The 26274-nt window shown below is 74.5% G+C and carries 27 protein-coding genes and 1 pseudogene; 12 read left to right on the forward strand and 16 right to left on the reverse strand.

What is annotated here, in order from left to right; translation table 11 throughout:
• The 4 genes from ACQRUO_RS23855 to ACQRUO_RS23870 all read left to right on the forward strand — a co-directional run.
• Positions 1-744, forward strand: a 744-nt coding sequence (locus ACQRUO_RS23855; RefSeq protein ID WP_428318079.1) for a glycoside hydrolase family 3 N-terminal domain-containing protein, incomplete at its 5' end; no start/stop codon positions are given.
• 139 nt (positions 745-883) lie between these two features.
• Positions 884-1576: an HAD family hydrolase gene (locus ACQRUO_RS23860; RefSeq protein ID WP_428318080.1), complete on the forward strand. Its 693-nt coding sequence runs from the start codon at positions 884-886 to the stop codon at positions 1574-1576.
• Positions 1576-2049 (forward strand): NUDIX domain-containing protein, encoded by a 474-nt coding sequence (locus ACQRUO_RS23865; RefSeq protein WP_428318081.1) that lies wholly within the window; start codon positions 1576-1578, stop codon positions 2047-2049. The genes ACQRUO_RS23860 and ACQRUO_RS23865 overlap by 1 nt, the downstream gene beginning before the upstream one ends.
• A gap of 37 nt (positions 2050-2086) precedes the next feature.
• A complete protein-coding gene (locus tag ACQRUO_RS23870; protein WP_428318082.1) occupies positions 2087-3193 on the forward strand; it encodes a calcium:proton antiporter in 1107 nt (368 codons plus the stop codon).
• A gap of 46 nt (positions 3194-3239) precedes the next feature.
• Here ACQRUO_RS23870 and gndA read toward each other — a convergent pair whose 3' ends face one another.
• Positions 3240-4682, reverse strand: coding sequence for an NADP-dependent phosphogluconate dehydrogenase (gndA, locus tag ACQRUO_RS23875; RefSeq protein ID WP_428318083.1), 1443 nt, complete (start codon positions 4680-4682; stop codon positions 3240-3242).
• Between the two features lie 222 nt (positions 4683-4904).
• Between gndA and ACQRUO_RS23880 the strand changes: the two genes are divergently transcribed.
• The 3 genes from ACQRUO_RS23880 to ACQRUO_RS23890 are packed head-to-tail and all read left to right on the forward strand — an operon-like array spanning position 4905 to position 8550.
• Positions 4905-5429, forward strand: a complete 525-nt coding sequence (locus ACQRUO_RS23880) for a PadR family transcriptional regulator (RefSeq protein WP_428318084.1) — start codon at positions 4905-4907, stop codon at positions 5427-5429.
• Positions 5429-6160, forward strand: a complete 732-nt coding sequence (locus ACQRUO_RS23885; RefSeq protein WP_428318085.1) for an ABC transporter ATP-binding protein — start codon at positions 5429-5431, stop codon at positions 6158-6160. The genes ACQRUO_RS23880 and ACQRUO_RS23885 overlap by 1 nt, the downstream gene beginning before the upstream one ends.
• A complete protein-coding gene (locus ACQRUO_RS23890) occupies positions 6157-8550 on the forward strand; it encodes an FtsX-like permease family protein (RefSeq protein ID WP_428318086.1) in 2394 nt (797 codons plus the stop codon). Before ACQRUO_RS23885 ends, ACQRUO_RS23890 begins: the two co-directional genes overlap by 4 nt.
• A gap of 16 nt (positions 8551-8566) precedes the next feature.
• On the opposite strand, the gene ACQRUO_RS23895 is transcribed toward ACQRUO_RS23890, so the two are convergent.
• The 4 genes from ACQRUO_RS23895 to ACQRUO_RS23910 all read right to left on the reverse strand — a co-directional run bounded on the left by ACQRUO_RS23895 (position 8567) and on the right by ACQRUO_RS23910 (position 12810).
• Positions 8567-9613: a serine hydrolase domain-containing protein gene (locus ACQRUO_RS23895; RefSeq protein WP_428318087.1), complete on the reverse strand. Its 1047-nt coding sequence runs from the start codon at positions 9611-9613 to the stop codon at positions 8567-8569.
• Between the two features lie 362 nt (positions 9614-9975).
• Positions 9976-11535 carry a DUF2254 domain-containing protein gene (locus ACQRUO_RS23900; RefSeq protein ID WP_428318088.1) on the reverse strand — a complete coding sequence of 520 codons (1560 nt, stop codon included), beginning with the start codon at positions 11533-11535 and terminating at the stop codon, positions 9976-9978.
• 287 nt (positions 11536-11822) lie between these two features.
• Positions 11823-11897: a 50S ribosomal protein bL37 gene (locus tag ACQRUO_RS23905; RefSeq protein WP_425461458.1), complete on the reverse strand. Its 75-nt coding sequence runs from the start codon at positions 11895-11897 to the stop codon at positions 11823-11825.
• A 76-nt stretch (positions 11898-11973) separates the two neighbouring features.
• Positions 11974-12810, reverse strand: coding sequence for an SDR family NAD(P)-dependent oxidoreductase (locus ACQRUO_RS23910; protein ID WP_428318089.1), 837 nt, complete (start codon positions 12808-12810; stop codon positions 11974-11976).
• Positions 12811-13516: 706 nt separating this feature from the next.
• Here ACQRUO_RS23910 and ACQRUO_RS23915 point away from each other — a divergent pair.
• The gene (locus ACQRUO_RS23915; RefSeq protein ID WP_428318090.1) at positions 13517-14437 is read left to right on the forward strand and encodes a hypothetical protein; all 921 of its coding nucleotides are present in this window, start codon (positions 13517-13519) and stop codon (positions 14435-14437) included.
• 53 nt (positions 14438-14490) lie between these two features.
• Here ACQRUO_RS23915 and ACQRUO_RS23920 read toward each other — a convergent pair whose 3' ends face one another.
• A complete protein-coding gene (locus ACQRUO_RS23920; protein WP_428318091.1) occupies positions 14491-14646 on the reverse strand; it encodes a hypothetical protein in 156 nt (51 codons plus the stop codon).
• 241 nt (positions 14647-14887) lie between these two features.
• On the opposite strand from ACQRUO_RS23920, the gene ACQRUO_RS23925 reads away from it, so the two are divergent.
• Both ACQRUO_RS23925 and ACQRUO_RS23930 read left to right on the forward strand, forming a co-directional pair.
• On the forward strand, positions 14888-15172 hold the full coding sequence (locus ACQRUO_RS23925; RefSeq protein ID WP_428318092.1) for a DUF427 domain-containing protein: 285 nt from the start codon (positions 14888-14890) through the stop codon (positions 15170-15172).
• Positions 15173-15361: 189 nt separating this feature from the next.
• Entirely contained in the window at positions 15362-16147 is a 786-nt protein-coding gene (locus ACQRUO_RS23930) for an SGNH/GDSL hydrolase family protein (protein WP_428318093.1), read from the forward strand.
• 163 nt (positions 16148-16310) lie between these two features.
• On the opposite strand, the gene ACQRUO_RS23935 is transcribed toward ACQRUO_RS23930, so the two are convergent.
• Both ACQRUO_RS23935 and ACQRUO_RS23940 read right to left on the reverse strand, forming a co-directional pair.
• A complete protein-coding gene (locus ACQRUO_RS23935) occupies positions 16311-16562 on the reverse strand; it encodes a DUF4190 domain-containing protein (protein WP_428318094.1) in 252 nt (83 codons plus the stop codon).
• 76 nt (positions 16563-16638) lie between these two features.
• Positions 16639-16809, reverse strand: a complete 171-nt coding sequence (locus ACQRUO_RS23940) for a hypothetical protein (protein ID WP_428318095.1) — start codon at positions 16807-16809, stop codon at positions 16639-16641.
• A gap of 112 nt (positions 16810-16921) precedes the next feature.
• On the opposite strand from ACQRUO_RS23940, the gene ACQRUO_RS23945 reads away from it, so the two are divergent.
• A complete protein-coding gene (locus tag ACQRUO_RS23945; RefSeq protein ID WP_428318096.1) occupies positions 16922-17560 on the forward strand; it encodes a TetR family transcriptional regulator in 639 nt (212 codons plus the stop codon).
• Positions 17561-17723: 163 nt separating this feature from the next.
• On the opposite strand, the gene lpdA is transcribed toward ACQRUO_RS23945, so the two are convergent.
• The 5 genes from lpdA to ACQRUO_RS23970 all read right to left on the reverse strand — a co-directional run bounded on the left by lpdA (position 17724) and on the right by ACQRUO_RS23970 (position 23270).
• A complete protein-coding gene (gene lpdA, locus ACQRUO_RS23950) occupies positions 17724-19133 on the reverse strand; it encodes a dihydrolipoyl dehydrogenase (RefSeq protein ID WP_428318097.1) in 1410 nt (469 codons plus the stop codon).
• Positions 19134-19253: 120 nt separating this feature from the next.
• The gene (locus ACQRUO_RS23955) at positions 19254-20231 is read right to left on the reverse strand and encodes an alpha/beta fold hydrolase (protein WP_428318111.1); all 978 of its coding nucleotides are present in this window, start codon (positions 20229-20231) and stop codon (positions 19254-19256) included.
• Between the two features lie 194 nt (positions 20232-20425).
• Entirely contained in the window at positions 20426-21139 is a 714-nt protein-coding gene (locus tag ACQRUO_RS23960; RefSeq protein WP_428318098.1) for a LysM peptidoglycan-binding domain-containing protein, read from the reverse strand.
• 398 nt (positions 21140-21537) lie between these two features.
• Positions 21538-22344 (reverse strand): pyridoxine/pyridoxamine 5'-phosphate oxidase, encoded by an 807-nt coding sequence (locus tag ACQRUO_RS23965; protein WP_428318099.1) that lies wholly within the window; start codon positions 22342-22344, stop codon positions 21538-21540.
• A complete protein-coding gene (locus ACQRUO_RS23970) occupies positions 22341-23270 on the reverse strand; it encodes a pseudouridine synthase (RefSeq protein ID WP_428318100.1) in 930 nt (309 codons plus the stop codon). The genes ACQRUO_RS23965 and ACQRUO_RS23970 overlap by 4 nt, the downstream gene beginning before the upstream one ends.
• 289 nt (positions 23271-23559) lie before the next feature.
• On the opposite strand from ACQRUO_RS23970, the gene ACQRUO_RS23975 reads away from it, so the two are divergent.
• On the forward strand, positions 23560-24519 hold the full coding sequence (locus tag ACQRUO_RS23975; protein WP_428318101.1) for a PfkB family carbohydrate kinase: 960 nt from the start codon (positions 23560-23562) through the stop codon (positions 24517-24519).
• On the opposite strand, the gene ACQRUO_RS23980 is transcribed toward ACQRUO_RS23975, so the two are convergent.
• The 3 genes and pseudogenes from ACQRUO_RS23980 to ACQRUO_RS23990 all read right to left on the reverse strand — a co-directional run bounded on the left by ACQRUO_RS23980 (position 24497) and on the right by ACQRUO_RS23990 (position 26113).
• Positions 24497-25165, reverse strand: coding sequence for a class I SAM-dependent methyltransferase (locus ACQRUO_RS23980; protein ID WP_428318102.1), 669 nt, complete (start codon positions 25163-25165; stop codon positions 24497-24499). The genes ACQRUO_RS23975 and ACQRUO_RS23980 overlap by 23 nt on opposite strands.
• A 48-nt stretch (positions 25166-25213) precedes the next feature.
• Positions 25214-25318 (reverse strand): annotated as a pseudogene (locus tag ACQRUO_RS23985) (IS982 family transposase); the annotation flags it as partial.
• Between the two features lie 45 nt (positions 25319-25363).
• Positions 25364-26113, reverse strand: coding sequence for a DUF5919 domain-containing protein (locus tag ACQRUO_RS23990; RefSeq protein ID WP_428318103.1), 750 nt, complete (start codon positions 26111-26113; stop codon positions 25364-25366).
• Positions 26114-26274 lie beyond the last annotated feature (161 nt).

Consider the following 26274-nt stretch of genomic DNA (forward strand, 5'->3'; position numbering starts at 1 on the left):
CCTCCTCCCCCCCAACGCGCCTCTTCCGTTCTGGACCCGGTGGCCGCGGCCGCCCGGGCCGGCAGCGGGGCGGCGCGCGCGCTGAGCGACGCCGGACTGAACGTCAACCTCGCCCCGGTGCTGGACGTCGCGGCCGAGCCGGGCGACTTCATCGACGCCGCGCAGCGCTCCTTCGGCCGCGACCCGGCGGCGGTGGCCGCGCTGGGCAGCGCCTTCGTCACCGCCCAGCAGCGGGCCGGGGTGGCGGCGACCGCCAAGCACTTCCCCGGCCTGGGCAGCGCGCCGGCCGGTGCCGACACCGACCGGCTCCCGGTCACCCTGTCGGCCTCCCGGGAGCGGCTGACCGGGACCGACGAGGCGCCGTACCCGAGCGCCATCGGTGCCGGGGTCGACCTGGTGATGCTCTCCTGGGCCGTCTACCCCGCCCTCGACCCGGACCGCCCGGCCGGCCTGTCCCGCACCGTGATCGGCGACGAGCTGCGCCACCGGCTCGGCTTCCAGGGCGTCACCGTCACCGACGCCCTGGAGGCCGGCGCCCTGCAGCCCTACGGCGACACCGCGCACCGCGCCGTCGCCGCCGCCGAGGCCGGCGCGGACCTGATCCTCTGCTCCGCCGAAGACCCCGCCCAGGGCGAGCAGGCCGCCACCGCCCTCGCCGCCGCCCTCGGCAGCGGCCGGCTCGACCCCACCGCCTTCGCCACCGCGGTCGCCCGCAGCTACCTCCTCCGCGCCCGCCTGCACTGACGGGCCCTGGGCGCACTGTCGGGACCCGGGTGCACCGCCGGGACGCGGCGGACCGGGCGGGACCCGGCGGCGCCGACCCGCCGCCCCGCGCTGCCGAAAAGCGGCTGCCCCGGCCGCCCGCACGACGCACAATGGCCGGATGCGACGCAGTGATCAGGTGCTGGTGTTCGACGCCGACGACACCCTGTGGGAGAACAACATCCGCTTCGAGCGCGCCATCGAGGCCTTCCTCGACCAGGTGGTGCCGCCCGCGCCGGAGCGGGCGGCGGCCCGGGCGGTGCTCGACGGGATCGAGGCGGCCAACGTGGCCCGGTACGGGTACGGGACCGAGGTGTTCCGGCGGAGCCTGGCGGAGTGCTTCGAGCAGCTGCACGGCCGGGCGGCCACGGCGGGCGAACAGGACGGGTTCGCGGCGCTCACGGCGAGCGTCTCCGGCGCCGACGTGGAGCTGCTGCCCGGGGTGGCGCAGACCCTGGACGGTCTGGCGCAGCGGCACCGGTTGCTGCTGCTGACCAAGGGCGACCAGGCGGAGCAGCAGGCCAAGGTGGACGCCTCCGGCCTGGCGGGGTACTTCGAGCGGGTGCACATCGTGCCGGAGAAGGACGTGGCGGTCTACCGGTGGCTGGCCGCCGAGCACGGCCTGGCGCCCGAGGTCAGCTGGATGGTGGGCAACTCGCCGAAGTCGGACATCGTCCCGGCGCGGGCGGCCGGACTGAACGCGGTCTTCATCCCGCACCAGCACACCTGGGTGCTGGACCACGCCGAGCTGGACCCGGCGGACCGGCGGGTGCTGCACCTGAGCGCCTTCACCGAGCTGGTGGAGCACTTCTGATGGCGGGTCAGGAAGGGTCGCAGCGGATCGGCGTGTCCTGCGTCTTCGTCTGCCACGACGGCGGCGGGCGGATCCTGCTGGCCCGGCGGGCAGCGGGTGCCCGGGACGAGCCGGGGCGGTGGGACTGCGGGGCGGGGGCGCTGGAGTTCGGCGAGGAGTTCGAGACGGCGGTGGCCCGCGAGGTGCGGGAGGAGTACGCCGCCGAGGCGCTGGAGGTCGCGGTCCTCGGGGTGCGCAACGTGCTGCGCGGCGACCCGGTGGACTCGCACTGGGTCGCGGTGGTCTGCGCGGTCCGGGTGGACCCGGCGGCGGTGGCGATCGGCGAGCCGCACAAGTTCGACGCGCTCGGCTGGTTCGACCCCGAGGCGCTGCCCGCGCCGCTGCACTCGCAGCTGCCGGCCACCCTCGCCCTGGTGGAGCCGCGGTCCGGCACACCGACCCCCGGCCGACCGGCGGACCTGCGGCGTTTCTGACGCTTCGCCGAGCCGCCGGTCTGCCAAGCTCGGTCCGATGACCGGACCGCTGCCCACTGCCCTGACCGCCGCCCTCAGCCGCTGGACCCTGCTGCTGCCGCCGCTGGCGTCGGTGCTGCTGGGACTGGTCTGGGGGCGCTCGCTGCCCGACGTGGTGGCCGCCTTCGCCGCCCTGGTGCTGATGGGGGCGGTGCTGGCGGCGGTGCACCACGCGGAGGTGGTGGCGCACCGGGTGGGCGAACCGCTGGGGTCGCTGATCCTGGCGGTGGCGGTGACGATCATCGAGGTCGGACTGATCGTCACCCTGATGGCGGACGCGCCGAGCAAGAACGGAACCCTGGCCCGGGACACCGTCTTCGCCGCCGTCATGATCACCTGCAACGGGATCGTCGGCATCTGCCTGCTGCTCGGCGCGCTGCGCACCCGGGTGGCGGTCTTCAACCCGGAGGGCACCGGCGCCGCCCTGGCCACCGTCGCCACCCTGGCCACCCTCAGCCTCGCCCTGCCCACCTTCACCACCAGCACCCCCGGGCCGCAGTTCTCCCCCACCCAGCTCTCCTTCGCCTCGGCGGCCGCGCTGGTGCTCTACGGGGTCTTCGTGATCACCCAGACGGTGCGGCACCGGGAGTACTTCCTGCCGCCGCACCTGCACGACACCGAGACCGACCCGCACGACGAGCGCCCCTCCGCGCGGGCGGCCGGGCTCAGCCTGACGCTGCTGCTGATCGCCCTGGTCGCGGTGGTCGGGCTGGCGAAGGCGGTCTCGCCGACCATCGAGCGCGGGCTCACCTCGGCGGGACTGCCGGCCTCGGTGCTGGGGGTGGTGATCGCCATGATGGTGCTGCTGCCGGAGACCATCGCCGCGGTCCGCGCCGCCCGGCGCGACCAGGTGCAGATCGGGCTCAACCTGGCGCTCGGCTCGGCGATGGCCAGCATCGGGCTGACCATCCCGGCGGTGGCGCTGGCCACCATCTGGCTGAACGGACCGCTGATCCTGGGGCTCGGCGCGACCCACCTGGTGCTGCTCGCCCTCACCGTCGCGGTCGGCACCCTGACGGTGATCCCGGGCCGGGCCACGCCGCTGCAGGGCGGGGTGCACCTGTCGGTGCTGGCCGCCTACGTGATCCTCGCGGTCAGCCCCTGACGCCTTGCCGCCCGGCGGACCGCGGCGCCCGCCCCGGGCCCGGGGCTCACTGCTGCTGCTCGCTGCGGTCCCCGGACCAGAGGGTGTGGAAGACCCCGTCCCGGTCGGTGCGCCGGTAGGTGTGGGCGCCGAAGTAGTCGCGCTGCCCCTGGATCAGCGCGGCCGGCAGCCGCCCGGCGCGCAGCGCGTCGTAGTAGGCGAGCGCGGTGGCGAAGCCGGGCACCGGCACGCCGAGCTGGGCGGCGGTGGAGACCACCCGGCGCCAGGCGGACTGGGCATCGCCCAGCGCCTGCTGGAAGTACTCGTCGGTGAGCAACGTGGGCAGCAGGCCGTCGGCCTGGTAGGCGGCGGTGATCCGGTTCAGGAACTGCGCCCGGATGATGCAGCCGCCGCGCCAGATCCGGGCCATCGCGCCGGGCTGGATGTCCCAGCCGTACTCGGCGCTGCCGGCCTGGATCTGGTTGAAGCCCTGGGCGTAGGCGACCATCTTGGACGCGTAGAGCGCCTTCTCCACGTCGCCCGCGAAGCGGTCGGCCGCGGCGCTGTCCAGCCAGGTCTCGGTCGGCCCGGGCAGGCCGCGGGCCGCCTCGCGCAGCCCGGCGCTGCCGGAGAGCGAGCGGGCGAAGACGGCCTCGGCGATGCCGCTGACCGGGACGCCGAGTTCCAGCGCGGTCTGCACGGTCCAGCGCCCGGTGCCCTTCTGCTCGGCGCGGTCCAGCACCACGTCGACGAAGGGGTGGCCGGTGGCGGCGTCGGTGTGGCCGAGCACCTCGGCGGTGATCTCGATCAGGTAGGACTCCAGCCGGTCCTCGTTCCAGGACCGGAAGACCTCGGCGATCTCGCCGGGCTGCCGGCCCGCGCCGTGCCGCAGCAGGTCGTAGGCCTCGGCGATCAGCTGCATGTCGGCGTACTCGATGCCGTTGTGCACCATCTTGACGAAGTGTCCGGCGCCGTCGGGGCCGACGTGGGTGCAGCACGGCTGCCCGTCGACCTTGGCGGCGATCGACTCCAGCAGCGGGCCGAGCGAGCGGTAGGCCTCCGCGGTGCCGCCGGGCATGATGCTCGGCCCCTCCAGCGCGCCCTCCTCGCCGCCGGAGATGCCGGTGCCGACGAAGTGCAGACCGCGCTCGCGCAGTGCGGCCTCGCGCCGCCGGGTGTCCAGGAAGTGCGCGTTGCCGCCGTCGACCACGATGTCACCCGGTTCGAGCAGCGGGAGCAGCTCGTCGATCACGCCGTCGGTGGGCTCGCCGGCCTTGACCATGATGATGATCCGCCGCGGCCGCTCCAGCGCGGCGACGAACTGCTCCATGGTCTCGGTCGGCACGAAGGCGCCCTCGTGGCCGAACTCGGCCATCAGGGCGCTGGTGCGGGCGGGCGTGCGGTTGTGCAGCGCCACCCGGTGGCCGTGCCGGGCGAAGTTCCGGGCCAGGTTGCGGCCCATCACGGCCAGTCCCGTGACGCCGATGTCGGCCGACTTCTGCGCGTTCATCCAGCTGACTCCAGTCGCTCGTCCGGCTTGCCGGTCACCAGAGCCCAGCCTGCCGTGCCCGTCCCCGCGGCGCACCCCGGCGCGCTGGGGGCGGGCGGCGGGTGGCGGGCCGGCCCGAGCTGATGGCCCGCCACCCGCCGCTGACCTGCCGTCAAGCTGCCCGCGCCGACTATGCATCCCAGGTATACATCGCAGGTATACATCGTGTGTATAGTCGACGGCATGTCACTGGGCCACACCATCCTCGGACTCCTGGAGTCCCACCCGAGCCACGGCTACGACCTCAAGCGCGCCTACGACGAACGCTTCGGCCAGGCCCGCGCGCTCCCCTACGGCCAGGTCTACGCCACCCTCTCCCGCCTGCTGAAGAACGGCCTGGTCGAGGTCGACGGCACCGAGCCGGGCGAGGGCCCCGAGCGCAAGCGCTACGTGATCACCGAGGCCGGGATCACCGACGTGGCCCGCTGGCTGACCGAGCCGGAGGACCCCTCCGCCCAGCTGCAGAGCACCCTGTACACCAAGGTGGTGCTGGCCCTGCTCACCGGCCGCTCGGCGGACACCCTGCTCGACACCCAGCGCACCGAACACCTGCGCCGGATGCGCGAGCTGACCCGGCGCAAGCTCGACGGAGACCTGGTCGACCAGTTGCTCTGCGACCACGCGCTGTTCCACCTGGAGGCCGACCTGCGCTGGCTGGACCTCACCGCGGCCCGGCTGGACGAGCTGGCCCGGAAGGTGACCGCCTGATGCCGCTCTCCCCCGCCACCGCCCCGCGGCCCGCCGCGGCCGACGGCCCGTCCGGTGCCCTGCTGGCCGCCACCGACCTGCACAAGAGCTTCGGCCTCACCCCCGCGCTCACCGGCGCCGGCCTGGAGCTGGCGCCCGGCGAACTGGTCGCCGTGCTCGGCCGCTCCGGCTCCGGCAAGTCCACCCTGCTGCACTGCCTGGCCGGCCTGATCCGGCCGGACTCCGGCACGGTGAGCTACCGCGGCCAGGACCTCGGCCGGCTCTCCGACGCCCGGCGCAGCGCGCTGCGCCGCACCGAGTTCGGCTTCGTCTTCCAGTTCGGCCAGCTGGTCCCGGAGCTCAGCTGCCTGCAGAACGTCGCGCTGCCGCTGCGGCTGAACGGTGTGCGCCGGCGCGCCGCCGAAGCCCGGGCCCGGGAGTGGCTGGAGCGGCTGGAGGTGGGCGGACACGCCGACAAGCGGCCGGGCGAGCTCTCCGGCGGCCAGGGCCAGCGGGCCGCGATCGCCCGTGCACTGGTCACCGAGCCCGCCGTGGTCTTCGCCGACGAGCCCACCGGTTCGCTCGACTCGCTGCACAGCGAGCAGGTGATGGCACTGCTCGGCGCGGCCGCCCGGGAGTCCGGCGCGGCGGTGCTGCTGGTCACCCACGACCTGCGGGTGGCCGCCTACGCGGACCGCGAGATCGTGGTGCGCGACGGGCGCACCGACGGCACGGCGGGAGGCCGTCCGTGACCGACCGCCCGTCCGGCTCGCTCGGCACCCCGTCCGCCTCGCTCGGCACCCCGGGCACCGAGCGCCCGCTGCCCCGGGCCGCCCAGCGGCTCACCGAGCTGCTGCTCGGCCTGCGCCTGGCCGTCACCGGTGGCCGGGACGCCCGGCTGCGCACCCTGCTGACCGGGCTCGGGGTCGGCTTCGGCGTCGCCGCCCTGCTGCTCGCCGCCGCCGTTCCCGGCATCCGCGCGCACCGCGACGACCGGCTGCGGACGCAGTCCGCCCCGCTGGTCTCGATCGACCCGGCCCCGCTCTCCGCCCGCAGCCTGCTGCTGGCGAACGCGAGCACCACCTTCCACGGCCGCGACGTCACCGGCTGGCTGGTCCGCCCCGACGGGCCCGACCCGGCGCCGGCACCGGGCCTCACCCGCTTCCCCGGCCCGGGCGAGCTGGCCGTCTCACCGGCGCTGGCGAGCCTGCTCCGCTCCCCCGGCGGCGCGCTGCTGCGCCAACGGCTGCCCGGACCGATCGTCGGCACGATCGGCGACGCCGGCCTGCTCGGCCCCGACGACTACGCCTTCTACCTCGGCTCCGCCACCCTCGACGCCGACCGCCCCGGCACCGTGCGGATCGACCACTTCCGCGCCGAGCTCCCGCCCAAGCCCACCGATCCGCTCCTGCTGCTGCTCACCGTGGCGGGACTGGTGATCCTGCTCAGCCCGGTGGGGGTGTTCATCGCCACCGCGGTCCGGTTCGGCGGCGAGACCCGCGACCGGCGGCTGGCCGCGCTGCGCCTGGGCGGCGCCGACCGGGCCGGCACCGCCCGGATCGCGGCCGGCGAGTCGCTGGCCGGCGCACTGCTCGGCGTGGCGAGCGGCCTCGGGCTCTTCCTGCTCGCCCGGCAGGAGATCGGCCGGATCTCGCTCGACGGGCTGAGCGTCTTCCCGGCCGACGTGCAGCCGCAGCCGGCCCTGGCGGCGGCCGCGCTGCTGGCCGTGCCGGCGGTGGCGGTGCTGGTCACCCTGGTCACGATGCGCCGGATCGCCGCCGAGCCGCTCGGCGTGGTGCGCCAGGGCGCCCGGGTCTCCCGCCGCTGGTGGTGGCGCCTGCTCCCGCCGCTGCTCGGCCTCGGCCTGCTGCTCAGCCGGCGCGACCGGCTGGCCGCGCTGGGCGAGACCGACTCGCTGGCCGTGCTGATCGCCGGCCTGGTGCTGCTGCTCGTCGGTACCGCTGCGCTGCTGCCGCCGCTGGTCGGGCTGGTGTCCCGGGCGCTCGGCCGCACCGGCGGGGCACCCGCCTGGCAACTGGCGGTCGGCCGGCTGCGGTTCAACCCGGAGACGGCCACCCGTCCGGTGACCGGCATCGTGGTCGCGGTCGCCGGGGCGATCGCCCTGCAGACCCTGCTCGGCATCATGGCCGGCGACCGGTCGGCCCCCGTCGGCCCCGGCCCGCGGGACCCCTCGGTGCTGATCGTCCGACTCCCCACCGCGGGCGACCGGCTCGCCCAGGACACCCAACGGCTGCGCGCCGCCCCGGGCGTGGCGGACGCGGTCGGCAGCGTCAGCCTCGACGCCGAGCGCACCGACGCGCCGAGCGGCCCGGGCGCCGGGTTCCCGACCGGCTACACCATCGAGGTGGCGGACTGCGCCACGCTGCGCACCCTGGCCCGGATCGACGACTGCACGGACGGCGACGTCTTCGCCACCGGCGGCGGCCCGCGCACACCGGCCGCCGGCACCGTGCTGACCGGCCTCGACCGGTGGCAGGGCAGCTGGCAGGTGCCGGCCGCCCGGGCCACGGTCGAACCGCTCCCGTCCCCGGACGGCTTCATCGCCCCCGGGCTGCTGGCCACCCCGGGCGCGCTGCCCACCGCTGCACTGGCCCGGCAGGAGGCGCGGTTCCTGGTCCACCCGGTCCCGGGGACCCCGGACGCCCAGGAGCTGATCCGCACCGACGCGGCCCTGCTCGACCCGCAGTCCCACGTCTACTCGCCGAGCGAGCGCGCCCCCGACCCCGGGTTCAGCGCGATCCGCCGCGACCTGACCGCCGGCACCGTGGTGGTGCTCGCCCTGATCGGTGCGGGCATGCTGGTCGGCCTGCTGGAGCAGTTGCGGGAGCGGCGCCGCACCCTGGCCGTGCTCACCGCGTTCGGCACCCGGCCGCGCACCCTGGCGCTCGCGCTGCTCTGGCAGAGCGTGCTGCCGGTGCTGCTCGGCCTGGTCGTCGCCCTGGTCACGGGGCTCGCGCTCGGGGCCGTGCTGTTGACCCTGGGGCACCTGCCGGTCGCCTTCGCCTGGTCCCAGATCGCGGTACTGCTCGGCGCGGGCGCCGCGGCGGTGCTGCTGGTGACGCTGCTGAGCCTGCCGGTGCTCTGGCGCCGCCGGGGTGCGACGGAGCTGCGGTTCGAGTAGTCCAGGTTCGCGGAACTCAGCCGAAGACCAGGGTGCGGAAGGCGTCCCGCACCTCGGCGATGGGCTGGACCTCGCGCGAGTGGAACACCTTGTTGGTCAGCAGCACCGCCCAGCGCCCCAACCGTGGGCAGACCCAGAAGCCGGTGCCGGTGAAGCCGGTGTGGGTCCACAGCCCGGCGGCCGGCTCGGTGCGCGGGGCGACCTGCCAGAACAGGCCGCGGGGCGGGTCCAGCGAGCCCGTCTGCACGGTGAACGACTCCTCGACCCACGCCGTGCCGTACTCCGGGCCGCCCGGTCGCGGCGCCGGGTCGAGCAGATGCCGCAGGAAGCGGCCGAGGTCCTCGGCGGTCGAGAAGACGCCCGCGATGCCGCTGACGCCGCCCAGCAGCCGGGCCGAGGGGTCGTGCACCACGCCGCGGAACGGGCGTCCGCTGAACGGATCGGCCTCGGTCGGCGCGCAGCCGGCGACCACCTCGGGGGGCAGCGGACCGAACCGGGTCCGCCCCATCCCGAGCGGGCGCCAGCAGCAGCGCGCGGCGAGCCGGTCGAGCGGTGTGCCGGTCAGGTGCTCGACCAGGTAGCCGAGGATCAGCCCGGCGCGGTCGGTGTACTCCACCGCCTCGCCGGGCGGGCGGTGCAGCGCCGCCCGCAGCACCCCGCGGCGGATCGCGGCCGGCTCGCTCCCGAAGCACTCCTGCAGCCGGGCGCGCAGCGGCAGGCCGGCGGTGTGGGCGAGCAGCTGCCGGGCGGTGATCCGGTGCAGCGGGTGGCCAGCGACCTCGGGCCAGTAGCTGCCGAGCGGTTCGTCCAGCGGGAGGTCGCCGGCCTGCCGGCAGCTGCCGACGGCGGTCCAGACGGCCACGATCTTGGTGAGGCTGGCCAGGTCGAAGAGCGTGCCCGGCAACATCGGCGCGGCCGGCTCGCCCGGGTCGAGCAGGCCCACGGCGCCCGTGTCCTGCAGCCCGGCCGCGTCCCCGACGGCCCAGACCGCGCCGGGGAAGACCCGGTCGCGGACCCCGGCCGCCAGCAGCCGGTGGACTGCCTCGGCGCTGCCTCCTGCCACGGTGTCCCCCGATGCCCGCCGGTTTCCTCCGGGGGACGGGATACCCGGCGGGCGCCCGGCTACGCCTGGGATACCGCCGGACCACCCCGCGGGGCTACCGTGGGCAGCGGGATGCACAGGGAGGCCGCCATGCTCGGACTGCTCGTGTTCAACCTGCTGTTCGGCGGGGTGCTCGCCTACCTGGCCGGCGCCGTCGGGCTGGCCGAGACCCGCCGGCTGCACCGGCTGGGCGTGCCGGCGGCGGCCGTGGTGAAGCAGCGGGCCGAGGGGCGGGCGCTGCTCCAGTTCGCCACCCGGGACGGACTGCTGCTGGAGGTCCACTCGCCGCTCAGTCGAACCCCGGGGCCCGAGGTGACGGTCCGCTACGACCCGGCCGACCCGCGCCGGGTGCTGGTCCAGGGGCGGGAGCGGCGGGCCGTCGAGTACGGCTTCATGGTGGCCGGGGCCACCATCGTCCTGACCGCCCTCACCCTCGCCGCGCTCACGCTCTGACCGGCCGCACCGCCCGGCGCGCTCCCCGCGCCCGGCACCGCCGCGAGGGCCGCCGGCACCCCGTCCGCCTCGTCCAGCGCGGCCGCCGTGGCCAGCAGCACGTCGTAGCGCCGCCGCACGTCCGAGCGGTCCGCGGGCTCCGGCACGGTCGCCTCGCAGAGCCGCCAGATCATCGCCCCCTGCTCCAGCAGCACGGCGCGCCGCCCGGCGAGCGCGGTCTGCTCCATCACCTTCCCCAGCGACTCCAGCTGACGGATCATCACCGCGGGCATCGCACCCGAGCACTGGCGGATCTTCTCGAAGGCGCGCTGCACCAGGCGGTCGTAGTCGGCCTGGTAGGCGATCAGCCGGATCCGGCCGGCGCGGTCCCGGTGCACCCGCTGCGGGTGCCAGCTCAGGTTGATCCGGCACAGGCAGTCGCCGAGCCAGTCTATGCAGGTCAGGGCGGTGAAGGTGTCGTTGACCGCGGGCGACAGGGCCCGGATGGCGATCTCCACCAACTGGTCGACGCCGAAGGAGATGTCCTGGGTCAGGGTCCGGTAGGGACCGGTGATCTGCCCGCGGCGCAGCTCCTGGGCCACCCGCGGGGCGTGCTCGGCCGGCCAGACCAGCATCAGCGGCTGGCCCTGCACCAGGAAGTGGCCCGGCCGGTACGGCAGGTGGAGCACCACGTCCGCCTCGGTGGCGATCCGGACCAGGTGCTCGTGGCTGATGTACTGCAGGTACCCGCTGGCCGAGGTGGGCACGGCGGCGCCGCGCGCGGCGACCAGCGCGAGCAGCTTCTCCCGGTCCGGCCCGGCGTCCCCGCCACCGGGGGCCGGCTGGTCCTCGCCGCCCTGCGCCTCGATCGCCCGGGCCAGGTCGGCGGCGATCCCGGCGATCACCTGGGGCAGCTGGATCATGGTCGCGATGTGGTTGACGAAGTAGACCAGCACCACCAGGTCGAGCCCGGTCAGGCCGAGCGCCACCGTGATGGACAGGTGCGGCACGAAGTCGCCGTGCGGGCCGGGGCTGATCACCACCAGCACCAGGACGGTGTAGCAGAAGGTGGCCACGAAGGCGCCGAGCGCCAGTTGGGTGCCCCGGTCGCGGATGAAGTTGCGCAGCATCCGCGGACCGAACTGGGTGGAGGCCAGGGTGAGGGCGACCACCGTGATCGAGAAGACCAGGCCGACCACGGTGATGATGGCGGCCGCGACGGTGGTGAGGATCTGCCGGGCCCCGTCGGCGGTGCCGCTGAGCACCCAGGTGGCGAGCGTGAAGCGGCCGTCGTAGGCGGCCCGGTCCAGCCCGGTGGTGACGGCGAAGAGCAGCACGGCGGCCAGCGACTCGAGGGCCGGGACCAGCCAGAGGTTGGTCCGCAGGTGCTCGCGCCGCCACTCGGCGGTGGTCTGCAGCCCGCCCAGCGCGCGACCGAGGAGAGCCCGCATCAGCGCACCGCCGCCACGTCCGAACGGTCGGCGGTGGTGGGGCAACTGGCGAGCACGCGGGCCTCCCGGCAACGAGGTCAGAGCTGTTCCTGTTGCCGACCAGACTTCCCGGCGCACCGGCTGGCGAGCCTAGTCCACCGGTCCGGGGCCGACCACGGCGGGTCGGGGCCCGGGCCGGCGCACCGCCCGGTCGAGGCGTACACCGCCCGGTCGAGGCGCGCGACGCAGGGAGCCGCCCGGCACCGAGGGCGGTCGGTGCCGGGCGGCAGCTCACTGCGGGGGCGGTGCTACTGGCAGGCCTTGCGGCCGTGGTTGGCCTTCTTCTTCCGCCGCGACCGCTTCTTCCTGGCTCGCTTCGACATGGTGCGTTCGCGCTCTCTCGCTCGTGATCGGACTGGGGTGGTGCGGGTGTCGGCCGCCGGGGGTCAGCCCCGGGTGTCAGCCCCGGGTGACCAGCAGGTCGGTCAGCTTGGCCAGCCGGCGCTGGGAGCGCTCCTCCTGGGCGGCGGGGGCGGTCGGCGCGATGTCGCCGCCGTCGTAGTAGGCGCCGTTGGTGAGCCGGACCTCCGGCAGGCAGAGCCGGACCACGGCCGCCGCGCCCTCGGCCGGCGGCGCGCCGACCCGGCCGTAGAGCGGGAGCAGCGCGGTGTCGCAGAGGCCGGGGTTGACGCTGACCGCGGTGAAGCCGCTGCCCTCCGGAGCCATGTCGCCGGTGGCCATGGTGAGCGCCAGCTGGGACTGGGCGTAGGCGGCGACACGGGAGTACTTCTTGGTGCGGTTGGGGTCGTTCCAGTTCATCGACGCGGTGCGGTGCAGCGAGGAGGAGACGTTGACGATCCGGGCCTCGCCGGCCGCGGCGAGCGGCGCCCGCAGCAGCTTGGCGAGCAGGTGCGCGGCCAGGAAGTTGACCTGGAAGGAGACCTCGTTGCCGTCCGCGGAGAGGGTGCAGCGCTCCGGGGCCATCACGGCGGCGTTGTTGACCAGCAGGTCGAGCGACGGGAAGGCGGTGGCGACCTGCTCGGCCAGCCGGGCGACCTCGGCGAGCTGGGTGAAGTCGGCGGCGAAGGCGTGCAGTCGACCGGCGTCGAGGCCGGCCTCGCGGACCAGGCGGTCGACCGCGCGCTCGCCCTCCTCGGCGGTGCGCGCGTGCACCAGCACGGTGGCGCCGAGTTCGCCGAGCAGCCGGGCACTCTCCCAGCCGATGCCGGAGGAGGCGCCGGTCACCAGGGCGGTGCGGCCGGACAGGGCGGACGAGTTGTTCAGGACAGCGGACATGACCCATTCCAAGGGGTGCTGGGCACAGCCCGGGGTGCCGTGACGCGACGGGGTCGCGCCCGGGGGCCGGACGTGCGGATGAGAGCGCGCGGGAGCGCGCGCTGCTGGCCACTGCGGGACCGGGCCGCCGGCCGACCACCCGGATCGGGCCGGGGATCAGCAGGGCTGGGGCCGCCGCAGGGCGGTGGGGAGCTTGGCGCGGGCGGGCCACTGGGGGCCCGCCCGCCGCTCGGCCGGGCTCGGCTGCGGGGAGGCAGCGCTACCGGACGTCGTGCGCCGGCGCGCCGACCAGACCCGCGCACGGATGCGGCGGGCGGTCGTGGTGGCGGGCCGGTCGGTTCATGACGTTCATTCAAGCCAACCCGATCGGGCGGGGCAAGCTCGTTCACTCGCCCTGATGAATCCTTGATGACGGCGGGACCGACCGGGATCGGCCCAGCTCACCACGGTCGGGGTCGGCCCGCCGCAGGCCCCGGGGGCCACCGGCGGCCCGGGCGGCGCCCGCCCCGCGACCCCCGGCCGACTTCTCGCGCAGCGTGCTGCGGAGAACACCGGAGAACCCGGGTTCCGCTCCGGGGTCGCTGGAGTCGCCGCCCGCGCCCGGAGCGGCTCATGGCTGGGGCCGCCCTGCCCATGTCAACATTGATGGTCCGTCAGGTCCTGCCCCGAGCCGCGCAGGCTGCGGGCGCCCGATCCAGGAGGACGCGTGGGCACCTTCGCCAAGCATTCGTTCGAACCGATCTACCACCAGCCGCTGCCGGGCGGCTACTTCCAACGGCTGGCGCCACTGCGCTACCGAACCCCGGACTTCACCCGCGGGCTGCTCCCGGAGACCATCCGGGAGCTGCGCCGCCGCACCGGCCGCCGTCAGCTGAAGATCCTCGACCTGGCCTGCGGCTACGGCATCAACAGCGCGCTGATCAGGTTCGGGGTCGACTTCGCGACCTTCGCCCGGCAGTACCCGGCCCCGTTCCCCGGGCCGGAGCGCCCCGCCGACCTGCCCGACCTCACCGATCCCGTGCACCCCGCCGAACGCCCCGTCCTGCCCACCGAGCCCGGCACCGCATCCGGCAGCCACGCCGCGCCCGGCCCCGACTTCACCCGGCGGGCGGTCGCCCGGGACGCGGCCTTCCTGCGCGCCCGGCGCCCCACCGACACCGAGCTGACCATCGTCGGCCTGGACCTCTCCCGCCCGGCCACCGACTACGCGCTGGCCACCGGGCTGCTGGACGCCGCCGTCACCACCGACCTGGAGCGGCAGGACCCCACCGAGGCCGACCGGGCCGCCCTCACCGGGGCGGACCTGGTGCTCGCCACCGGGGCGTTCAGCCAGGTCGGCCCGGCCACCCTGGACCGGATCCTCGCACTCCAGGAGCGGCCGCCCGTGGTGCTGGGTTGGCCGCTCTACGGCCAGCCCACCGACGCGCTGGCCGGCTGCCTGGCGGCCCACGGGCTCGCCCTCAGCCGGCCGGACCCGGGCCCGCGCCACCAGCGCTGGTTCACCGACGCCCGGGAACGCGAGGCCTACCACTACTCGCTGCGCCGGCTCCGGCTGCCGTTCATCGGCTCGACCGCCGAGCGCAGCGTCTGCGTCACCTCGCTGCTGGGCCTGCCGGCCTGGGCCTGAGCGGCCGACACACCGTCAGTCGCACCGCGTGGCGGACGAGTTCCTCCCACCCATCAGCTCGAACCGACCGACGCCGTCCGGCGCGTCCGGGCCCGCGCGGGCGCGGCGTGCCGGCCGCGGCGGCGGGGCCGGCGGCGCGCCGGGTCGGTCAGGTTGAGCAGCAGGGCGAGCACCGGCGGAACGGTCAGCAGCAGCATGGTCAGCGTCATCTCGGAACACCCTTCCGATCGTGAGCGAACGGCGTGCTCGCAGTCTCGCCCGCGCCGGGGGCCGGCAACCGCCGCTCACTCCGGTGCCGGGGTGCGTCACCCACCGGGCCGAGCCCCCGCTGCGACGACCGGCCGCAGCCGCAGCCCGTCCGGGTGAGCGGGCGTGACCTCCGGCCGTGCCGCCGAACTGATGACACCTCAGTCGTAAGCTGGGGCCGTTGCCACCGGAGAGGAGCGCACCATGCCCACCGCCCACTGGAACGGCCGGCTGATCGCCGAGAGCGATGACACCGTGGTCGTCGAGCGGAACCACTACTTCCCGGCGGAGGCCGTCCGGGCCGAGTTCCTGGTCCCTTCCACGACCACCACGCACTGCCCGTGGAAGGGCGAGGCGAGCTACTACACGCTGCTGGTCGACGGCGAGCGCAACGAGGACGCCGCCTGGTACTACCCGGACCCGAAGCCGGAGGCCGAGCAGATCCGCGACCGGATCGCCTTCTGGCGCGGCGTCGAGGTCCGACCCTGACCCGACGCCCCTCGACCCGCTGACTCTCTCGACCCCGCTGACCCTCCCGACCCCCTGACCCTCTCGCCCCCTGACCCTCCGCACACCACCCGTCGCGGTATTCCCGGACGGCCGGGTGGCCAACGTCACGCTCCGCCACCCCACACCTACGGTGGCGTAGGTCACTTGAGACAGTGAACTATTCCCTTCATGGCTGACCACCTGGAGATCCTTGACCACATCACCTCCTACGCGGCCCTCGGCGACAGCTTCACCGAAGGCCTGAACGACCCCAACCCGGAGGGCGGTTTCGCCGGCTGGGCGGACCGCCTGGCCGCCCTGCTGGCCGCCGGGCGCCCCGCGGGCGAGTTCCGCTACGCCAACCTCGCGGTGCGGGGGCGACTGCTCGACCAGATCGCGGCCGAGCAGGTGCCACAGGTCCGCCGGATCCAGCCCGACCTGGTGACCTTCTGCGCGGGCGGCAACGACATCCTGCGGCCGGGTGCCGACCCGGACGAGGTCGCCGAGCGGTTCGAGGCCGCGGTGGTGCAGCTGCGCGAGTCGGCCGGGCGGGTGCTGATCTGCACCGGCTTCGACACCCGCGGCGTGCCGCTGCTCAAGCACCTGCGCGGCAAGATCGCGACCTACAACGTGCACCTGCGGGCCATCGCCGACCGCAACGACTGCGCGGTGGCCGACCTCTGGTCGCTGCGCCCGCTGCAGGCCCGGCCGGCCTGGAGCGAGGACCGGCTGCACCTGTCGCCCGAGGGGCACCAGCGGGTCGCCCTGCTGGCCGCCCGCGCCCTCGGGCTGGTCACCGCGGAGGACCCGGCGGCGCCGTGGCCGGCCGAGGCCGAGCGCACTCCGGCCGAGCTGCGCCAGGAGAACCTGCAGTGGGCGCGCGAGTACCTGCTGCCCTGGGTCGGCCGGCGGCTGCGCGGCGAGTCCTCGGGCGACCACGTCTCGGCCAAGCGGCCCGACCTGCTGCCACTCTGAACCGGCTGCTGCCGCTCCGAACCGGCCGGCTGCGACGCCGATCCGCGATCCGCTGACGTGGCGTCAGCTCTTGATGCCACGTCAGCGGCCGTACAACACAGAAGGATCGCCGCCCGGGGCCGAACCCCGGGCGGCGATCCGCCTGCCGAACGTTCCCGGCCTGTCAGCCGAGCTGCCAGATCGCGCCGTGGCTACTGGCCAGCGCGGTCGCGAAGACGACCAGGTCGGCCGCGCCGAGCGCCAGGCCGAGCAGCGCACGGCCGCGCCGCTCGGTGCCGCGGCGCAGCGCGAGCGAGCCGAGCACCAGGGCCAGCGGTCCGAACACGACGTTGAAGAGCAGCAGGCCGATCAACCCCAGCACGAACGAGGCGACGGCCATCCCGTCCGCGTCACGGGTCAGCGTGCGAGCTTGCATCGGACTTCCCTTCGGGTTCCGGCGGGCCTTCGGGGGCCGGCGGGATTGCGGTGGTTCCGGACGGTCGAACGGGCGATCAGGCGTCGACCCGGCGGCGGCGCAGCCAGGCGACACCCTCGCGGGCGCCGAAGGCCAGCAGCCAGGCGCTGATGACGGCGGCGGCCGCGAGGAACTGCGGCAGGGTGGTGTGGGCGGCAGCGCCCAGCAGGACGCCGGCGAGGCCGAGCACCGCGAAGACGATCAGCATGACCGGTTTCTCCCTCGAGAGCCTTTTGAGCTAACAACTGTTCGCTGACATCACCCACTCTACGCCGGTTCCGAGCTGGCGGATGTCAGCAAACAGTTGTTTACTGAATGATGTGAGTCACACCCTCGGCGTCAGAGCCGCCCAGAAGGAACAGAGCCGCCGCGCGCTGCTGGACGCGGGCCTGCGCCTGCTCGAGCACCAGAACCTCAGCGGCCTCGGCGTGCGCGAGCTGACCCGGGAGGCCGGCCTCTCGCCGGCCGGGTTCTACCGGCACTTCCGCGACCTGGACGAGCTGGGCGTGGTGCTGGTCACCGAGTCGCTGGAGAGCCTGCACCTGATGATCCGCAAGATCCTGGGCGGGCAGGGCGACGCCGAGGAGCTGATCGACGGTGCGATCGCGGTGGTCGCCCGGCACGTGCGCGAGCACCGGGCGCACATCCGCTTCCTGGCCCGCGAGCGGCACGGCGGGGTGCGGGCGGTGCGCGAGGCGATCGCCGCCGAGCTGACCACCTTCACCGAGGAGACCGCGGCCGCCCTGGCCACCCAGCCGCAGGGCGCCGACTGGTCCGCCGCCGACCTGCGGATGCTGGCCGGCCTCTACGTGGAGCACCTGGTGGCGACCGCCGCCGCCTTCCTGGAGGCCCCGTCCGGCTCGCGCGCCGCCGAGCGCCGGATCGCCGACCTGGCCCGCGACCAGCTGCGCCTGATCAGCCTGGGCCGCCGCCACTGGCCGACCGCCCCGCAGGCCTGAGCCGCCGCCACCCCGGCCCCTGCCGCCCCAGCCCGTCCGTGCAGCACGCGGGGCCCGCGCGACACTCCGCGCGGGCCCCGCTCCGCCTCGTCCCGCCGGCCGCCGGCCGCCGGCCGCCGGCCTGCCGATGCTCGGCGTCCGACGTCCGGCGTCCGGCGTCCGATCAGAAGTTGATCATGTGGCCGGCCAGGCCGTGGATGGCCTCCTTGACCGCCTCGCCCAGGGTCGGGTGGGCGTGCACGTTGCGCGCCACCTCGTGCACCGTCAGGTCCCACTGCTGGGCCAGGGTCAGCTCGGGCAGCAGCTCGGTGACCTCGGGGCCGATCAGGTGGGCGCCGAGCAGCTCGCCGTGCGTGTTGTCGCAGATGACCTTGACGAAGCCGATCGGGTGGCCCAGGCCGTGCGCCTTGCCGTTCGCGGCGAACGGGAACTTGGCGACCTTGACGTCGTAGCCCAGGTCCCGGGCCTGCGCCTCGGTGTAGCCGAAGCTGGCCACCTGCGGCTGGCAGTAGGTGGCGCGCGGGATCATCGCGAAGTCCACCTCCATGGTCTCCGCGCCGCCGATCGTCTCGGCGGCGATCACGGCCATGGCCTCGGCGGCGTGCGCCAGCATCAGCTTGGCGGTGACGTCACCGATGGCGAAGATGTGCGGCACGTTGGTGCGGCCGCGCCCGTCCACGGCGATCGCGCCGCGCTCGGTCAGCGCCACGCCGGTGGCCTCCAGGCCGTAGCCGTGCACCCGCGGCGCGAAGCCGATGGCCTGCAGCACCTTGTCGGCCTCCAGCACCTCCTGCTGGCCGTTGCGGGTGACGGTGACCTTGACCTTGGCGTTCGGGTCGGAGTCGTCGATCGCGTCGACCCGGGTCGAGGTGAGCACCTGGATGCCGAGCTTCTTGTACTGCTTGGCCAGCTCGGCGGAGACGTCGGCGTCCTCCAGCGGGACCATCCGGTCCAGGAACTCGACGATCGTCACCTTCACGCCGTAGCTGTTCAGCACGTAGGCGAACTCGACGCCGATCGCACCGGCACCGGCGATGACGATGCTCTCCGGCAGGGTGTCGCTGAGGATCTGCTCCTCGTAGGTCACCACCCGGTTGCTCAGCGAGGTGCCGGGCAGCAGGCGGGTGGTGGCGCCGGCGGCGATGATCACGTGGTCGAAGGTGACCGTGGCGTAGCCGCCCGCGGTCAGCGCGACCTGCAGGGTGTGGTCGTCGACGAAGGTGCCGCGGCCGTCGTACTCGTCGATGCCGTTCTTCTTCATCAGGTAGTGGATGCCGGCCACCCGGCCGTCCGCCACCTTGCGGCTGCGCAGGAAGGCCTCGCGGTAGTCGAAGGTGACCTGACCCTCGACCTTGATGCCGAAGCTCTTGGCCTCCTTGGTGAAGATGGTGGCCAGCTCGGCGTTGCGCAGCAGCGCCTTGGAGGGAATGCAGCCGACGTTCAGGCAGACGCCGCCCCAGTACTTCTCCTCGATCACCGCGGCCTTCAGTCCGAGCTGGGCCGAGCGGACGGCAGCGGTGTAACCGCCGGGGCCGGCTCCCAGGACTACGACGTCGTAGTGGTTGGTGCTCATGATCCTCGTTCCGGTGATATCGGTGAGACAGGTGTCGCAGCTGACTGTATTCCCCGGGCTCGGAGGCGGCCACGCTTGGTCACCCCCGAACGACGCCCGACCGAGCCCGGCGAGCACGCGTCAGCCGTCCAGGTGCGCCAGGAAGTCCAGCAGCTCGGCGTTGACCTCGGCCGGGCGCTCCTGCTGGGTCCAGTGCCCGCAGCCGGGCAGCAGCACGCTGCGGAACAGCTTCGGCGCCAACGTCGGCAGGTCGGCGATCCGCTGGTCGACCCCCTTCAACGCGGTCACCAGGTCCCGGTCCCCGCGCACGTACAGCGCCGGCACGGTGATCCCGAGGCCCTGGAAGGCCGTGAGCAGCTCCCAGTTCCGGTCGACGTTGCGGTAGTAGTTCAACGGGCCGGTGAAGGCGTGCTCGCCGTGGGTGGCGTAGTCGGCGGCGAAGGCCGCGATGTCCGCCTCGGTCAGCCAGTCGGGCAGCACCGCGGGCGCGGGCTGGGAGGCCAGCAGCGACGCGCCCGCCGGCACCAGCCAGGGCTGCGGCTGCAGCGGGTTGTCGCCCGAGGCGCCGTAGAAGACGTGCCGGAAGGTGGTGGGCAGGTCGCGGGCCAGCTCCGCGTCGGCCACCCCGGGCTGCTGGAAGTAGAGCTGGTAGAAGCTGTCCCCGTAGTGCTTCCGGCTCACGGCCGTCGGCGCCAGCCCGCCCGGCAGCGACGGCGGCACGCTCAGCCCCGCCACCGCGCGCACCACGTCCGGGCGCACCGCCGCGCTCAGCCAGGCCACCGGGGCGCCCCAGTCGTGACCCACCACCACGGCCTGCTCCTCCCCCAGCGCGCGGACCAGGCCGATCACGTCGCCCACCAGCTGCGGCAGGGTGTACGCGTCGAGCCGCTCCGGCCGCTCGCTGCGCGCGTACCCGCGCTGGTCCGGCGCCACCACCCGGTAGCCGGCGGCGGCGAGCGGGGCGAACTGGTGCCGCCAGGCGTACCAGCTCTCCGGGAAGCCGTGCAGCAGCAGGACCAGCGGCCCCTCGCCCTGCTCGGCGACGTGCAGGCGCACCCCGTTGACCTCGACCTGGCGGTGTTCGACCGCGTCGACCATGGCTGTCTCCTTCACCGGAACTCCTCGCAAGCGGTTCGTGCACCGCAGCCTAGTGCGACAACTGGTCGATCAGTAGGGCGAGTTCGGAGCCGCTCGGGGCACCCGCGGCGAGCTGCGGAAACGCCGACGGCCTCCGGTCCCGGCGAGCGGGAGCGGAGGCCGTGGGTGCGCCTCGGGCGTCAGCGGTGCAGGCCTCAGAGGGCGAGCTGCTGACCCGGCATGATCAGGTCGGGGTTGCCGCCGATGGTCTGCGCGTTGGCCGCGTGGAGCGCGGCGACGCTGGTGCCGTGGGCGGCGGCGATCGCGCTCAGCGTGTCACCGGACTTGACGGTGTAGCTGCCACCGGTGGCGGCGCGCTGCGGCTGGGCCGGCGCGGTCGGCTTCGCGGTCGACCCGGGGGTCTGCTTGGGCTGCGGGGCCTGCTTGGGGGCCTGCGGGGCCTGCGGGGCCTGCGTGAGGGCCTCGGGCTGGGCCTGGGCCTGCGGCTTGCTCGGCTGCGACTGCGCCGCCGGGCCGCCCGCGGTCAGGCCGGCCTTGGCCGAGCAGACCGGCCAGGCGCCCGGGCCCTGATCGGCCAGCACCTTCTCGGCCACCGCGATCTGCTGTGCCTGGGAGGCCTGCGCCGCGGTCGACGCGTACTGGGTGCCGCCGTACGCGGCCCAGGTGCTCGGGGTGAACTGGAGCCCACCCGAGAAGCCGTTGCCGTTCTCGATGCTCCAGTTGCCGGTGCTCTCGCACTGCGCCACGGCGTTCCAGGTCGACACCGAGGCCGCCGACGCCCCGTTCGCCGCGACCAGCCCCACCACCGGCAGGGCCGCGACGGCCCCGCCCAGCACCGCCAGCCGCACCCGACAGCGCTTACCGGCAGCAGTGGACACGGTGGCGGCAGTCTCGTCACGGAAAGTCAAAGGATCTCCTTCGTCGTCGTTGACCCGGACAAGCGGCAGCACGGAACCACGCCCCCGCAGGGGCGGAGAAAGCAGGGAGGTTCCGGCGCGACCCGCGCCGGCCCCCGACCGGACGGTCAGCGGGCCCGGCAGCGGTCCCGGGCGGCGCTCGCAGCGCCACCATCGAAGCTACGGACCGCCCCACCCCGGCTCAACCGAACCGGCATCTGCCCAGGCCAACGCCTGTTACCCCCGGAAACCCATGCCTTAAACCGGCACAGAACCACCGAAAACCAGGCCGTTTATTGCATCGACCTGGCATTCGAAGTGACCGATGCCACCCCGATTCCCTCGCCCGCTGCGCACTCCTGGTCACGCACGGCGATGAAACCGCCCCGCCGTGGCCCCCGCCACACGGATCACGGCCAGCACAGCCCCCGCTCCCACTCCCCCGCCGCCGGGCCGCCCGACCGCGGGCCGCCCGGTCGCCGTCCGCCCGACCGCCGGTAGACCAGCCGCACGTGCCGTCGGTCCGCCGCGCCCTGCCAGAACTCGACCTCCTCGGCCCACACCCCGTACTGCGTGTACCCCGCGGCCACCAGCGCCGGATCCGCGGCCAGTGCCCGCTCGGCCGCGCCCCAGGCCGCCCAGAACTCCGCCGGGCCGACCAGCGGCTCGCTCTGCCGCCCGACCAGCGCCGCCACCCGGGACTTGGGACTGAGCAGCCCGAACACCGCCCGGGCCGCCGCCGGCTCCCCCGGCGCGACCCGCCCGCGAATCCGCACCTGCCGCCCCTGCGCCGGCCAGTACCAGGTGAGCGCCGCCCGCGGCACCGCCGCCAGCTGCCGCCCCTTCGGACTGTCCGCGTCCCCCGCGAACCACCACACCCCGCCCACCGGATCGACGTCGCGCAGCACCAGCATCCGAGCGTCCGGTGCCCCGTCGAGACCGACCGTGGCGAGGGTCAGCACCTGGGCGTCCGGGACCCCGGCCCGCAGCGCCGCCAGCAACCACTCGACGAAGAGCGCGCCGGGCTCGGGCGGCGCCGCGTCCGTGTCGAAGCCGGGCAGCTCCCGCGCCATCGCCGGGCGCGCGATCAACAGCTCCCGCAGCTGCCCGACCGCGCTGCCGTCTGCACTGCGCTCCGCACTTCCGTCCGCACTGCCGTCCGCACCGCCCTCCGCCGGCCGCTGCCCGCGCACGCCGTCTCCCGGATCGTCGCTCACGCTGCCGCCTCCCAAGCCGCCAACACCCGCCGCGAGCGCAGCTCCACCGCCCGCCCGCTGAACGGGTCGGTGAAGGAGAGCCCGGTGGCCAGCAGCTGCAGCGGGTTCCGGAAGTCGTCCGGGGCCGCCTCCGGCAGCACCTCCGGGTAGACCGGGTCGCCCAGGATCGGCAGCCCCAGGCTGCTCATGTGCAGCCGCAGCTGGTGGGTCCGGCCGGTCAGCGGGGTCAGCCGGTAGCGGGCCAGCTCGCCACGCCGCTCCAGCAGCTCGACCCGGCTCTCCGCGTTGACCGGCCCGGGCACCTCGCGGGCAGCGATCACCCCGCGCTCCTTGACAATCCGGCTGCGCACCAGCCGCGGCAGCGCCACCCGCTCGTCGTAGCGGGCCACCGCCTGGTACTCCTTGGTCACCAGCCGGTCCCGGAAGAGCGTCTGGTAGGCGCCGCGCGCCTGCGCCGTCACCACGAACATCACCAGCCCGGCGGTCAGCCGGTCCAACCGGTGCGCCGGCACCAGCTCGGGCAGCTCCAGGTCGTGCCGCAGCCGGGAGAGCGCGGTCTGCACCACGTGACTGCCGCGCGGGGTGGTGGCCAGGAAGTGCGGCTTGTCGACCACCACCAGGTGCTCGTCACGGAAGACCACCTCGACCGGGAACGGGACCAGGACCTCGGCCGGCAGGTCGCGGTGGAACCAGACACTGGCACCGGGCGCGAACGGCGTACCCGGGCCGACCGGGCCGTCCAGGCTCAGGATCTCGCCGCCGCGCAGCATCTCGGCCAGCCGGTCACCGGCCGCCGCCGGCAGCCGGTGCGCCAGGTAGGCGGCCACCGTCGGCCAGGAACCCTCGACGGGCAGCTTCACCCGCACCGGGTCCACCCCGTCGCGCTGCGGCAGCGGGGCGGGCACCGACTTCGTCCTGCGTCTCATGCCGCAGAGCCTACGGGGCTTCTCCCGCACCCTCCGCGCCCGGCAAGATGGGCGGGCCACGCCCACCAGGGCGTGTCTGACAATTCGCGTCGGATCAGCGCGCGGCGTTGGGCGCCCGGCTGGGCGTGCCGGCGGATCGTCCTCGTACTGGGTCGTACTTGGATGGTCCGCCGGTGCGTCCGTGGGGGCACCTCCCGGCCGAAGGCTGGGGGAGGGATGCCCGGCGTCGCGCGCCCGGCGGGAATTGTCAGACAGGCCCTGGCACCACCTTCTCCTGGAGCCCAGCCGCATGCCCCAGTTCCTCGTGATCGGCGAGAGCGTCGCGGACATCGTCCGCGCCCCCGGCTTGCCGGACGTCTGGCACCCGGGCGGCAGCCCGGCCAACGTCGCCTACGGCCTGGCCCGGCTCGGCCACCGCACCGCGCTGCTCACCGAGCTCGGTGCGGACCCGGCCGGTGAGCTGATCAGCGCCCACCTGCGCGGTGCCGGCGTCACGCTGGCGGCCACCGCCGCGGCGGAGCCGCTGCGCACCCCGACCGCGCTGGTCAGCCTGGACGCGGCCGGGCGGGCCGACTACTCCTTCGACATCCACTGGTCGCTGCCGCAGGTCCCCGCACCCGGGCCGGCGGGCGACGCCGCACACCTGCACTTCGGCTCGATCGCCGCGCTGCTGGCCCCGGGCGCCGCGGCGACCCTCGACCTGGTGGCCCGGCGCCGGGCGGTGGCCACCGTCAGCTACGACCCCAACATCCGCCCCGGGCTGCTCGAGGAGCTCGGCGCGGACCCGGCCGAGGTGCGGGCCCGGGTACGGGCCCGGGTCGAGCGCTGCGTGGCGCTCAGCGACCTGGTCAAAGCCAGCGACGAGGACCTCGACTGGCTCTACCCCGGGCGTCCGGCGGCCGAGAGCGCCGCGCACTGGCACGCGCTCGGGCCCGCCCTGGTGCTGGTCACCCACGGTGCCGAGGGTGCCGCCGGGCGGAGCGGCGCGGCCCGGGCGGCGGTGCCGGCCCGCCCGGCGCAGGTGGTGGACACCGTCGGCGCCGGGGACTCCTTCATGGCGGCGGTGCTCGATGCGCTGGCCGCCCGCGGGCTGCTCGGCGCCCCGGCCCGGCCCGGGCTCGGGTCGCTCGACGTGCCGGCGCTCACCGCGGTCCTGGAGCACGCCGTCGCGGCGGCCGCCGTCACGGTCTCCCGGGCCGGCGCCAACCCGCCGACCGCGGCCGAGCTCAGTCGAGTCGCCGCTGGGTGACCCGCCAGAGCCGGCGCGGCAGCTCGCCCTCCTCGAAGGGGTGCACCTCGGTCACCAGCCAGTCGGCGCCGAGCTCCTCGACCAGCTCGCGGGAGAAGAAGTGCACGGCGAACCCGCCGTGCTCCCAGATGTCGTCCCCGTGGCCGGTCCCGGCCCCGAAGTGGGCGTCGCCGGTGTGCCGGACGGTGTAGACGAAGACCCCGCCCGGGCGCAGCACCCGCCGCACCTCGGCCACCAGGGCGTGCAACTCGGCGGTGCCGAGCGCCATGCAGAGCAGCATGTGCGCGAACACCCCGTCCACCGAGCCGTCGGCCTGCGGCAGCGGCCGGCGTGCATCCTGCACCGCGGTGTGCACCCGCTCGGCCAGGCCGTCCCGGTCGGCCCGGTCGCGCAGCTGCGCGAGCCCGACCGGGCTGAAGTCGGTGGCGAGCACCTCGAAGCCGCAACGGGCGAAGTGCAGCGCGTCCCGCCCGTGCCCGGCCCCGAGCTCCAGCACCCGCCGCACCCCGGCCGCCCGGAACACCTGCGCCGCGTGCACCGCAGCGGTCGACGGCTGCTCCCCGTACATCCCGGGGTGCTGCCCGTAGGTCCGCTCCCAGTGCTCCCGCTGCCCCCTGGCCAGGCCACCGCCCTCGCGCTGCGCCATGCCAGCCTCCTCTCGTCCCGGCCGACGTCGGCCAGCCTAGACGAGTCGGTCGACGCTCCGGGCGCCGTGTTGTTCAAGGTCGAGCTGGCCCTTGAGAGTGTCGTTCACCGACTCGATCAGCTGGCGGACCTTTTTGAGCATCGGCTCCCTGGGGCACATCACCTCGCGCTTCATCAACGTCCGCACGTCACCGATCCCTCAGACTGGCCGACCCCGGCACCACAGCTCTTCGACGTGCTCGGCGAAACGGTCGAACATGCCCCCGGTCTGGCCTCGCCGAAGGTGCATCATCGGCGAGTCGTGGCCGACGAGGCGGGCAAGGTGAGGGGTTACCAGGGCGTTCTCATCGAATCGGAAGACAGACAGGCTGACGTGGTTGGGGCCGTCCTCCGGCGCGCTGAAACGGCACTCGAAGCCCTCGGTTCCTGCGAGCTTGGCGATGTTCTCCAAGGTGATCCGGATGCGGGTTGAGACCGTGAGGGCGACGTCCTCGATGATCTCTCGCTGCCGGGTGGTGTCCGCGTCAGGGTCGCCGAGCAGGAAGCGGACGCGGCATCCGCTCTCCGCCTTCTGCCGCAAGGTCTGGTGTAGGGCAGGTTGTTCCAGCCACACGAAGTAGTTGGTGTAGCCGGCTAGGCAGATCTCTGACTTGGCGTCATTGATCAACTGGGACCACACGGAGGTGGGGCATGCGGATCGGTAGGGGTAGACGGCGAACACCTCCCGGTCGTGGCCGGTCTTGACATTCGCCCGGACCGCATCGGGCCAGATCATGCGTTCATCAACCCCTAGGGCGGTGCAAGTATCAATGCGGTTGCGCTGATGCGGGATCAACGTGACGTCGGACAGCCAGCGTTCCACGGTCTTGGGTGTGACGCCGACCCGGGTGGACAGATCGCGGACTCCGATGCCTGCCGCCGCCATAGCGTCTCGCAGGGCAGTGTTCAAGCTGGCTCCCCGGACTTTTGGGCTTTCCTGGACGGTAGCGCCAAGACCGCCGTCCCGTCTCGGGGACGTGGGTGCATTGTCCCTTTTTGCGCGCCGAGTATCTGGGGGTGACGGCACCGGGAGAAGGGCGCAGCGATGAGCACGAACCGAGCAGAGCGAGC

It is taken from the genome of Kitasatospora sp. LaBMicrA B282, from assembly GCF_050325825.1.
Taxonomy (GTDB): Bacteria; Actinomycetota; Actinomycetes; order Streptomycetales; family Streptomycetaceae; genus Kitasatospora.

What these genes read in the sequence shown, in the direction of transcription:
- ACQRUO_RS23860 (WP_428318080.1), top strand. Translation starts at nt 884, where the DNA reads ATGCGACGCAGTGATCAGGTGCTGGTGTTCGACGCCGACGACACCCTG.
- ACQRUO_RS23865 (WP_428318081.1), top strand. Translation starts at nt 1,576, where the DNA reads ATGGCGGGTCAGGAAGGGTCGCAGCGGATCGGCGTGTCCTGCGTCTTC.
- ACQRUO_RS23870 (WP_428318082.1), top strand. Translation starts at nt 2,087, where the DNA reads ATGACCGGACCGCTGCCCACTGCCCTGACCGCCGCCCTCAGCCGCTGG.
- gndA (WP_428318083.1), bottom strand. Translation starts at nt 4,682, where the DNA reads ATGAACGCGCAGAAGTCGGCCGACATCGGCGTCACGGGACTGGCCGTG.
- ACQRUO_RS23880 (WP_428318084.1), top strand. Translation starts at nt 4,905, where the DNA reads ATGTCACTGGGCCACACCATCCTCGGACTCCTGGAGTCCCACCCGAGC.
- ACQRUO_RS23885 (WP_428318085.1), top strand. Translation starts at nt 5,429, where the DNA reads ATGCCGCTCTCCCCCGCCACCGCCCCGCGGCCCGCCGCGGCCGACGGC.
- ACQRUO_RS23900 (WP_428318088.1), bottom strand. Translation starts at nt 11,535, where the DNA reads ATGCGGGCTCTCCTCGGTCGCGCGCTGGGCGGGCTGCAGACCACCGCC.
- ACQRUO_RS23910 (WP_428318089.1), bottom strand. Translation starts at nt 12,810, where the DNA reads ATGTCCGCTGTCCTGAACAACTCGTCCGCCCTGTCCGGCCGCACCGCC.
- ACQRUO_RS23920 (WP_428318091.1), bottom strand. Translation starts at nt 14,646, where the DNA reads ATGACGCTGACCATGCTGCTGCTGACCGTTCCGCCGGTGCTCGCCCTG.
- ACQRUO_RS23925 (WP_428318092.1), top strand. Translation starts at nt 14,888, where the DNA reads ATGCCCACCGCCCACTGGAACGGCCGGCTGATCGCCGAGAGCGATGAC.
- ACQRUO_RS23930 (WP_428318093.1), top strand. Translation starts at nt 15,362, where the DNA reads ATGGCTGACCACCTGGAGATCCTTGACCACATCACCTCCTACGCGGCC.
- ACQRUO_RS23935 (WP_428318094.1), bottom strand. Translation starts at nt 16,562, where the DNA reads ATGCAAGCTCGCACGCTGACCCGTGACGCGGACGGGATGGCCGTCGCC.
- ACQRUO_RS23940 (WP_428318095.1), bottom strand. Translation starts at nt 16,809, where the DNA reads ATGCTGATCGTCTTCGCGGTGCTCGGCCTCGCCGGCGTCCTGCTGGGC.
- lpdA (WP_428318097.1), bottom strand. Translation starts at nt 19,133, where the DNA reads ATGAGCACCAACCACTACGACGTCGTAGTCCTGGGAGCCGGCCCCGGC.
- ACQRUO_RS23955 (WP_428318111.1), bottom strand. Translation starts at nt 20,231, where the DNA reads ATGGTCGACGCGGTCGAACACCGCCAGGTCGAGGTCAACGGGGTGCGC.
- ACQRUO_RS23970 (WP_428318100.1), bottom strand. Translation starts at nt 23,270, where the DNA reads ATGAGACGCAGGACGAAGTCGGTGCCCGCCCCGCTGCCGCAGCGCGAC.
- ACQRUO_RS23975 (WP_428318101.1), top strand. Translation starts at nt 23,560, where the DNA reads ATGCCCCAGTTCCTCGTGATCGGCGAGAGCGTCGCGGACATCGTCCGC.
- ACQRUO_RS23980 (WP_428318102.1), bottom strand. Translation starts at nt 25,165, where the DNA reads ATGGCGCAGCGCGAGGGCGGTGGCCTGGCCAGGGGGCAGCGGGAGCAC.